Below are 7,958 nucleotides of genomic sequence, written 5' to 3' on the forward strand. Positions count from 1 at the left end.
AAAGGAGCCGCCGCCGATACACGACGACGGCCCCCAGGCGGAACAGTGGTTACTTGACCATGCCCCGGATCAGGCCCCAGCCCTTGCGCAGCAGCAGCACACCGGCAGCAATGCCGATAGCGGTACCGCCCACGGCCAGCAGGTCCGGCCCGAAGTTGGTAACAGCGCCGGTAATGGTCGAAACAGCGTCAGCAGGAACAGTCATTTTCTTTACCCCTTACAGATACGAGTAGAACGGTTTTTTTGCGCCGGGCGAGGACTCCCCACGCCCGGCGCGAGCGGTCAAATTTACTTGACCATGCCACGGATCAGGCCCCAGCCCTTGCGCAGCAGCAGGACACCGGCAGCAATACCGATAGCGGTGCCGCCCACGGCCAGAAGATCAGGCCCGAAGGACGCAACAGCGCCCTGAATGGTAGTAACAGCGTTCGTCAATGTGTTCACCCCCTTTACACACACACGGCAAACGGACAGAAAATCTAGAAGGACCGCAGAACCGCGACCACGAGCCCGGCGGACAGCCCGGCACTCAAACACATACGGATGAAATCGGCAGCATCGGCAACGTTCACAGCAGCGCCCGCAGCAACTGCCAAAGGATCACCACGAACGAGGCAGCGAGCAGCCCGGAAAGAACCTCCAGAGCTATCCCGGCCATCATCGCCGCACCGCCAGCACCGCACCGAACGCGGCGAACAGCAGCAGCAGGCCCAGGATTACGACAACGACCGTCAACGAATCCTGAAGCGCGCCCATTGATTCAAGGAACGTCGAAGAGTCCAGCGGTTCAGAACCGGGCGCGGGCGGTTCGGCTGTGACTGTGACGGTTGCAGTCGGTTCGGCTGTCGGCTCGGCAGTCGTTGCGGCTGACGTTGCGGCAGTCGGTTCGGCTGTCGGTTCGGCAGTCGTTGCGGCTGGCGTTGCGGCAGTCGGTTCGGCTGTCGGTTCGGCAGTCGGTTCGGCTGTGGCGGTGGCAGTCATCGCATGCCGCCGCGAGTTTCAAGAATCCAGAAAACCCCGAAAATACCAAGCCCGACCAGCGCCACAGTGAGCGCCAGCCCAACCGCTGACATCACTACACCGGCAGCAGTGTCGGAGAGCGAATTGACGAGGGAAACGGCTTGCAGGGAAACAACAGGATGGTGGGACATAATGGGTCTGAGCCTTTCGAAAGGTAGAGACTTTCGTTGAGGTTAGGCCCCCGGCTGGTAACCGGGGGCCGACCCATTTAAGAGGCTTTTTCGAGCTTCGCGGGAGCAGACGGGAACAGGCCAACGACGCGGGTATTCACACCGCGCCCACCGGCAGAGAACTCCACGAGCCAGTCGATGGAGTCGCCCTCATTCGGATGGTGGCCCTGAACGATTCCCATGTTCTCGGGCTTCGGCATCATGACCTCACAGATGCCCTTGCCCCCAACGAGCACGGTAAGGGTTTCAAAGTCATAGGGGTTACCGCTGCGGGAAGTGCCCGACTGGCGGTGCTTATTGATGACGACGCCCGAAACGCGGGCAAGTGAATCAGCCATTGTGTAGACCTTTGCTTGTAGAGAAAGCTCCCCCGGTGGTAAGCCGAAGTGCTGGTAACAAGAGAAGCCTAAGCGATAAACCCATGTCCAAAAGACGATTTAGTTAATCAGTTATATAACGGTTCGGTAACGGTATTTTTTGCTCAGGATTTGCTCAGGAAACCTCAGGAAACCTCAGGAAAAGCTGAGCAACCACTGGGGAAAAACCGGGCTTCGCCCGGCTGCTGTGGTCCCGCGACGACTTTTGGCACAGAGAACGAGCCCGGGCGGCGGCAGCCGCCGGGGGTCGATGACCGAACGTTACGCCGGGGTGCTGGAGCAATTCCGATTACGGGGGAGGGGTGCGGGCGGGCAGCGGCTGCGCAGGCGCGGCAGCGGCTGCGGAGCAGCGGAGCCCCTACCGGATGCCGGGCGCACATGCAGCGCCAGCGGTGCCGGATGACTGCCCGTAATTTCAGCCTTCGCCAGCCGAGAAGGCCAAGACAACGACGCGACTACCGCCCCAGCCTGGCCGCCGGAATCGTCAACAAAACTTGACGCGGAGGCCCATCGTCAACTAAAATTGACTTATGACCACAGCACAGGAAACCGCCGTTCAGAACCTCGCCGCAGCAGCCGAAGCCGTCAGGCTGGCAACCGCCCATCTTCGCGTAGCCGTCTGGGAGGCCCGCGCCACTGGCGCAAGCTGGGCACAGATCGGCGCAGGACTGGGCATCAGCAAGCAGGCCGCGCAGCAGAAATACAAGGAATACTGCGAAACGCAGGAACGCGCCGAGCGCGAGCACGCCGAGCGCGCCGCGTGGACCGAGACGCCCCAGCTTGACGGACAGACGATCATCAATGCAGCCCAGGAACTTATGACGCCCGAGGAAATCGAAGCCGACGCCGAGCCCGTCACCGGCCCGGCGCACTGGGCCGAAGCGGACGCCTCGCCCGTCATCGCCCAGAGCCCGGCGGGACCGTTCGAGGACTACGAGACACCCCGCGACGGCGGCAGCCTGACGGGCAAGGGTTTCGACTGCAGGTTCTGTTCCTGCACCATCGACACCAGCCACCTTCCGCCCGGAAACAGCATGTTCTATGCCGCCGTGCTGGGCACAGACCATATGGAAGTTGCCCACTACCGGACGTTGAACGGCGAACCGATCCAGCCCAAGCCCGCCAAGCGCAGCCGCAAGAAGTAGGCCCCTACCAGCCAGCACCGACAGAAGAACCCCCGGCAGACGCCGGGGGTTTTTCCGTGTGCAGAAACGCGGAGCGCCGAGCTACTGGGCCCAGCAGAAAATCTGCAAAAACGCAGACCGCGGGGCCAGCCGGCCAGCTGCTTTATCTGCGAAAACGCAGACTAGCCGCGCACGAGCTCGACCCACGACGGCGAGAACCGCGCCGCCGCGTGCTGAGTCACCCACAGGCGGCAGTCCTCGTCAGGATCGAGGAACCGCCCCACATGCTGCGCAGCCTTGAGAGCATCATTGAGCAGCACCCAACCGCCATTAAAGCCGCCCCCGGAACGCGGACGCTTCGCCTTGACCTGATGCGCCGGGCGCGGCTGACGCCCGAGGGTTTTGGAGATCCCATTCTCCCGCTTGACCGCGACCGTCCACGCCCGAGCCGCCGACAGCTTGCGAATCACCCGCCGGGCGCGGAAGTAGTCGCCCATGTTCAAATCAATTTCCGCAACCGCCTTAGCGAACCCGGACGAACCCCAGAACCGGCCCGGACCCTTGCCGGGCTTCTGCCACGCATCCGGCACAATGTGCTGATATTCCTTGCCGTCAGTGGTCTTAGCGGAGTGCCCAAGAAAGTACATGGAAATGCGGCGCGGATCGCTGAATTTTTCCCCCGAGAAGTCAATGCCCGTTCCCGCCTTGAGGTGCCGGTCATATTCCGCGAACTCTTCCCGCGTGCGAACGTCGCAACGGTCAACATCCTTTGACGCCCCCACAATGTCCGCCCAGGATCGAGACAGCCAATCCTCAAACGTCATCGTCTGCCGGTACGACTTGGAGACGACCAGCGCCGGAACCCGCAGCAGCGCATGGATATGCGGAGCCCCCCGACGCTGAAATTCCAACTTCCACAGCACCCGCCAATCCGTGCCGACCTCGCGCCGCCACCGCAGCCGGAACCGCTCAAAAAACTTCTTGAACGTCTTGCCGTCAGGAGCCACCGCGACCCAGTCGCCCGGCAGCGTAAACGTAACCATCGCCAGCGCCCCGGTATCGGCAGACCAGTCGGACAGGTCAAGCTGCGCAAGCTGCTTAACCATGTTCGCCCGCGACTTGGCAGACCAGCCGGTTATCTCCTTGGAACTCGGCCCGTTCTCATGCGCCAGATAATCGGCAACATCGCCAATCTCCCCTGTTTCCTGATTGACCCACGACGCCGCCAAATCGGCCCGGCGACGAGTCTTGTCCTCTATCCGCTGGAGTGTCTTTTCCCGCCGCGCTTCATCACTCATGGCACAGCCCAGGATTCCCGGAGACAGGATCAGACGGACGGAGCGGCCCTCAGTTGTCCCAAAGCGCACCGTGTCAGCAGTGGAACCGGGCAGCAGTTCATTCTGTCCGCCAAGCTGGACCCCCAGACGGCCCGCCACCATATCAGCGGCTGTCTTGACATCGAAGGCCCCCGGAAGCTTCGCGGGAGCGTAGTCATCGATGATGGAGCGGAACGCCGCATAGTCATCGAGTTTTTTTTGTCGGCGCGCCGAATCACTTTCGGGTACCGCTAGCGCGGGCAAAACCTCTACACTAGACACGTCACCACCCTTTACACACGGTAGACATTTCGAACGGCGCCGATGATTCCAAGTCCCGGCGCCGTTCGCCTTTTAACAGTGGTTTCATTCTGTCACTACAGCCCCAGCAGTCACACTCAAGACGCGCTGACAGATGCAGGAAGGAAGTCCAGCGACGCGGAAACGTCCTCGGGCTTCGCCCTTGCGGGCGTCCCCGCTTTCCGCTGGACCTTTGCTTGCTGGTAATCGTGGCAGGAGCACTCAGGAACCCGACGAGTCCCGGCGCAGTGAGCACACCGCCCCGAATCCGTGACCGTTCCCACCGTCAAAACCGGCGCATACGTGTCATAGGCCCGGATCGCATCAGACGTCGGCAACCAGTGCCGGGCAAAAACCAGACGGTCCGCCTTCTCATAAGCCGCTTCCGTGTGATCGTCCACCGGCAAAGACTGCGCATCATAGGTCGTCCAGAGAGCAAGACGGCGCTGTTTCCAGAGCTTTTCTGTCCCGTCCTCATTCCTCGCCGTAACCGGCAGCATCGAGCGGCAGCGCGTCACCGCCACCACGGATTCACGAATGCGCTTATTGGCCCGAATGAAGTTCAGCCCGGTAATCCGCACCGAGCAGTCAGAGCGCCGCAACTGGGCCAGCTTGTTAGCCGCCGCCGTCGGCAGGCCGGACGTTTCGTTGGAGTCGGCCACGCCGGTAATTTCATCCATCAGCACCGGGCCGGATTCCCACTCCAGAAGCTGCCACCAGTCAGTGAAAGGAACATAGGCCGGATGCGCCGCCAGATGCCCGGCAGCATGGCCCACGGCATCATCACAGGCCGGATCATCACACGGACGCGGCCGCCGGTAATCGAGCAGGCGCACCGTGGAGAGCACCGGAGTTCCGGCGTCCAGATCAGGCAACGAGTCGTACACCATGCAGGCACTTTTCCCCGCGCCATTTTTTCCCGAGTACATGTGAATGGGATAGGCCCGCCGCCGGGCGCGCGCCCGTTCGGACTGTGCAGCAGGAGCCAGGATTGTTTCAAAACCCATCGTCAAGTTTCCTTTACATCGTTAGATCGTTGGAGCCCAGGCGCAGCCCAAAACGGCCACCGACCCGGACAGAGCGGGAGAAGAACCACAGACGGCGGAAGTCGCGCCAGAGCCCCGGAGCCGCCCGCCAGAGAATCCAGCCCAGCAGCAGCCAGCCCAGCACGCCCCGCAGGCCCCCGGACGCTGTACCCAGCAGCAGCAGCGCAGCCAGCACGGCCAGCCGCAGAAGAAAACGGATCATTTCTCAGTCACTCCCCTGTACCAATCGGACTCCGGCGGAGTATCGCGCAGCTCGACCATGAGCCACGCGATAACCGCCAAGAACAGAACCCCCAGCACGGCCAGAATGACGCCGTATGTTTCCCAGCTCATGCCGCCGACCCGCCGCCCGCAGTCAGGAACGACGCGACAATGCGAACCAGCTTCACCGCGAAGGAGGCCAGATAGACCCCCAGCAGGGCAAGGACAACGGCAATGGCCAGCGGCACCGGAAACCAGACGCCCATTGACGAGCCGAAGGCATAAACCTGCAGCGCGTAATCCCCGGAATCGTCCATCCAGCCGGGCAGTTCCACCCGAGGCAGACCGTCCAGCAGCCAGCCCACGAGCCCGCCCAGAACGTTTATCAGCGTGTCAGTTATCACCGTTGATCCCCTTGCCCATTGAGAAGTTGAAGCCGAACGCGGAACCAATGGCGCGGATAATGGCGAAGCCGCCGCCGACCACCAGCCCGAGGGCAATAAAGGCATTCACCCCGGATGCAATGCCCTTCATCGGTTCGGCGCAGGCATCAAACGGCCAGATCGTATTTTCGTAGTCGCCCAGCTTGAACGGCAGGGCAGGCCCCTTGCAGCCGGTGCCTGGCCCCCCGAGCCCGTCAACGGTTCCTGTCACTGTCTCAATGGCCGGCTGAATGCCCTTGGTTTCGAGCTTGCCGCGCAGCCCCGTCGCCATGTCCGTTGCGACCTGAGGCGAAGGCTCAAAGGCCCAGCGCAGCGCGCACTGTGTCGGGACCATGACCCAATCAACCGGGTTGAGGCTGAATGTTGCCGACAGACAGTTCTGCATGCCCTGATCCGGGGAGACGTTCGGATTCGTGCCGGTGCCCACGGACGGCGAGCCGTCAGCGTTCGGACGCGGCACCTGTACCTGTGTTGTCTGCCCGGTTTCGGGATCGACGCGCGGTTCGGTCCAGTAGTTGACGCCGCCCGTCGTCGGATCGCCGTCTGTGTTGTAGTCGTTGCGCTGCGCGGGACGGTCGCCGTACGCCTGTTCCAGCACGCTGCACTGATCCACCCCGACCGAATACGGCCCGTACATGCACTTGACCGCCGAGGGCTCATGCCGGGCAAGGTCAGCCCAGACCGAACAGCGGTTCTGTGAGCCCGCTTGGCACTGCTGGCCGTCAACGTGGACATGCAGCCCGCAGACCGTAGGCCCGTTCGGCGCACACTCGGGATAGTTCAGCGCCGCCGCCGGATCGGGTTTGGCCTCCCAGATCGTCTGTGGCCCGGAGCCGTTGTCATAGCTGATCGACAGGCCCTGTGAGTATTCGCCCAGCCCCGCAGCCTTGCAGGAGGGAACCGTGAGTTTGTCCGTGGTGCCGCTGTACGTGGCCTTGAGGTCATAGACCGCGCCGGTATCCGGGCCTACGCATTTCTGTGTCACTTCATAGCTGACATCCTCAGGCGCGGCAGGCCCGGCAGCACCCGCGCCCCAATTAATCATGTTGGCCGGGCGTGTAGTCGAGATAGTGCTACCCGCCGGATGCTTTATATACGCGCCGGTTGCGTCGTACTTGTTGTCATAGGTCCGGAACCCGGAAACCTTGACCGAGTTAGCCGGGCCGCACTGGGTAATAGGAACTTCGAACCAATTGAACTCCGCATCATACGAAACCGGATAGGCCGAGGCCTGACCCGCTTTGCCCCGAACCTCAAACTCGTTCCCCGCCTCGTCCCCAACCGTCCATTGACACGTGAGGTCATACCAAAACGCGAACGTCTTAGGCGTGCTGCCCGGAACCGGCTCTAACTTGATATTCCACGAGTCCTTATAAACGCGCCCACCTGTCTTAATCAGCCCGGGATCAATCCAACCGTGGGGAAGATAGGTCAACGGTTCAGGATTCGCCAACTTTTCTTCCGGCGTGCTTGTGCTCAGACTCGTCTCATCCTGCCCGCCGTTCAGTTCCTCCCACTCCCGCATCTTGTCTTCCCACGGCATGTCGTAGTTTTCATCGTCAGCAAGCCAGTTCATCCCGTCATCGCACCACTCCATACAGGCGAACCCAGCGGCAGCCGTCGCCGCCGCACCAATGGCCGCACCGTTGGCAGCAATGAACGCAGTCACCCCGCCCCAGATCAGCGGAATAGCCGGAAGTATTGCGCTGGCACGCTGCGCAGGAGCGCCGACAGCGACAGCGACCGCCAGCACCCCGGCAACCACCATCCCGACGACCCCGCGCCTAAATTTGTCCATCAGGCCGCGCCCCCGCAGCCGTTCCTTCAATTTCACCCTTGCCCCTTTACACACGGTCAGAAAAACAAAGGAGCCGCCGCCGATACACGACGACGGCCCCCAGGCGGAACAGTGGTTACTTGACCATGCCCCGGATCAGGCCCCAGCCCTTGCGCAGCAGCAG

At 62.2% G+C, this 7,958-nt stretch carries 11 protein-coding genes; 1 reads left to right on the forward strand and 10 read right to left on the reverse strand.

Going from position 1 to position 7,958, the window contains the following annotated elements:
* Positions 1–49 precede the first annotated feature (49 nt).
* The 5 genes from AC5RWU_RS23085 to AC5RWU_RS23105 form a co-directional block, all read right to left on the reverse strand.
* Entirely contained in the window at positions 50–205 is a 156-nt protein-coding gene (locus tag AC5RWU_RS23085; RefSeq protein ID WP_493986508.1) for a hypothetical protein, read from the reverse strand.
* 83 nt (positions 206–288) lie between these two features.
* Complete coding sequence (locus AC5RWU_RS23090; protein ID WP_493986509.1) at positions 289–435, reverse strand: hypothetical protein; 147 nt, start codon at positions 433–435, stop codon at positions 289–291.
* A gap of 222 nt (positions 436–657) precedes the next feature.
* Positions 658–981: a hypothetical protein gene (locus AC5RWU_RS23095; protein ID WP_493986510.1), complete on the reverse strand. Its 324-nt coding sequence runs from the start codon at positions 979–981 to the stop codon at positions 658–660.
* Complete coding sequence (locus tag AC5RWU_RS23100) at positions 978–1,151, reverse strand: hypothetical protein (protein ID WP_493986511.1); 174 nt, start codon at positions 1,149–1,151, stop codon at positions 978–980. Before AC5RWU_RS23100 ends, AC5RWU_RS23095 begins: the two co-directional genes overlap by 4 nt.
* A 77-nt stretch (positions 1,152–1,228) precedes the next feature.
* A complete protein-coding gene (locus AC5RWU_RS23105) occupies positions 1,229–1,528 on the reverse strand; it encodes a hypothetical protein (RefSeq protein WP_493986512.1) in 300 nt (99 codons plus the stop codon).
* Positions 1,529–2,097: 569 nt separating this feature from the next.
* On the opposite strand from AC5RWU_RS23105, the gene AC5RWU_RS23110 reads away from it, so the two are divergent.
* Positions 2,098–2,712: a hypothetical protein gene (locus tag AC5RWU_RS23110; protein ID WP_493986513.1), complete on the forward strand. Its 615-nt coding sequence runs from the start codon at positions 2,098–2,100 to the stop codon at positions 2,710–2,712.
* 161 nt (positions 2,713–2,873) lie between these two features.
* Here AC5RWU_RS23110 and AC5RWU_RS23115 read toward each other — a convergent pair whose 3' ends face one another.
* The 5 genes from AC5RWU_RS23115 to AC5RWU_RS23135 form a co-directional block, all read right to left on the reverse strand.
* Positions 2,874–4,289 (reverse strand): rolling circle replication-associated protein, encoded by a 1,416-nt coding sequence (locus tag AC5RWU_RS23115; RefSeq protein ID WP_493986514.1) that lies wholly within the window; start codon positions 4,287–4,289, stop codon positions 2,874–2,876.
* A gap of 116 nt (positions 4,290–4,405) precedes the next feature.
* Positions 4,406–5,314, reverse strand: a complete 909-nt coding sequence (locus AC5RWU_RS23120; protein WP_494002543.1) for a hypothetical protein — start codon at positions 5,312–5,314, stop codon at positions 4,406–4,408.
* Positions 5,315–5,327: 13 nt separating this feature from the next.
* Positions 5,328–5,555, reverse strand: a complete 228-nt coding sequence (locus AC5RWU_RS23125) for a hypothetical protein (protein WP_493986516.1) — start codon at positions 5,553–5,555, stop codon at positions 5,328–5,330.
* 127 nt (positions 5,556–5,682) lie between these two features.
* Entirely contained in the window at positions 5,683–5,958 is a 276-nt protein-coding gene (locus AC5RWU_RS23130) for a hypothetical protein (RefSeq protein WP_493986518.1), read from the reverse strand.
* Positions 5,948–7,831: a hypothetical protein gene (locus AC5RWU_RS23135; protein ID WP_493986519.1), complete on the reverse strand. Its 1,884-nt coding sequence runs from the start codon at positions 7,829–7,831 to the stop codon at positions 5,948–5,950. The genes AC5RWU_RS23130 and AC5RWU_RS23135 overlap by 11 nt, the downstream gene beginning before the upstream one ends.
* Positions 7,832–7,958: the final 127 nt, after the last annotated feature.

The sequence above is a fragment of the Arthrobacter sp. B0427-1-12 genome, assembly GCF_059092905.1.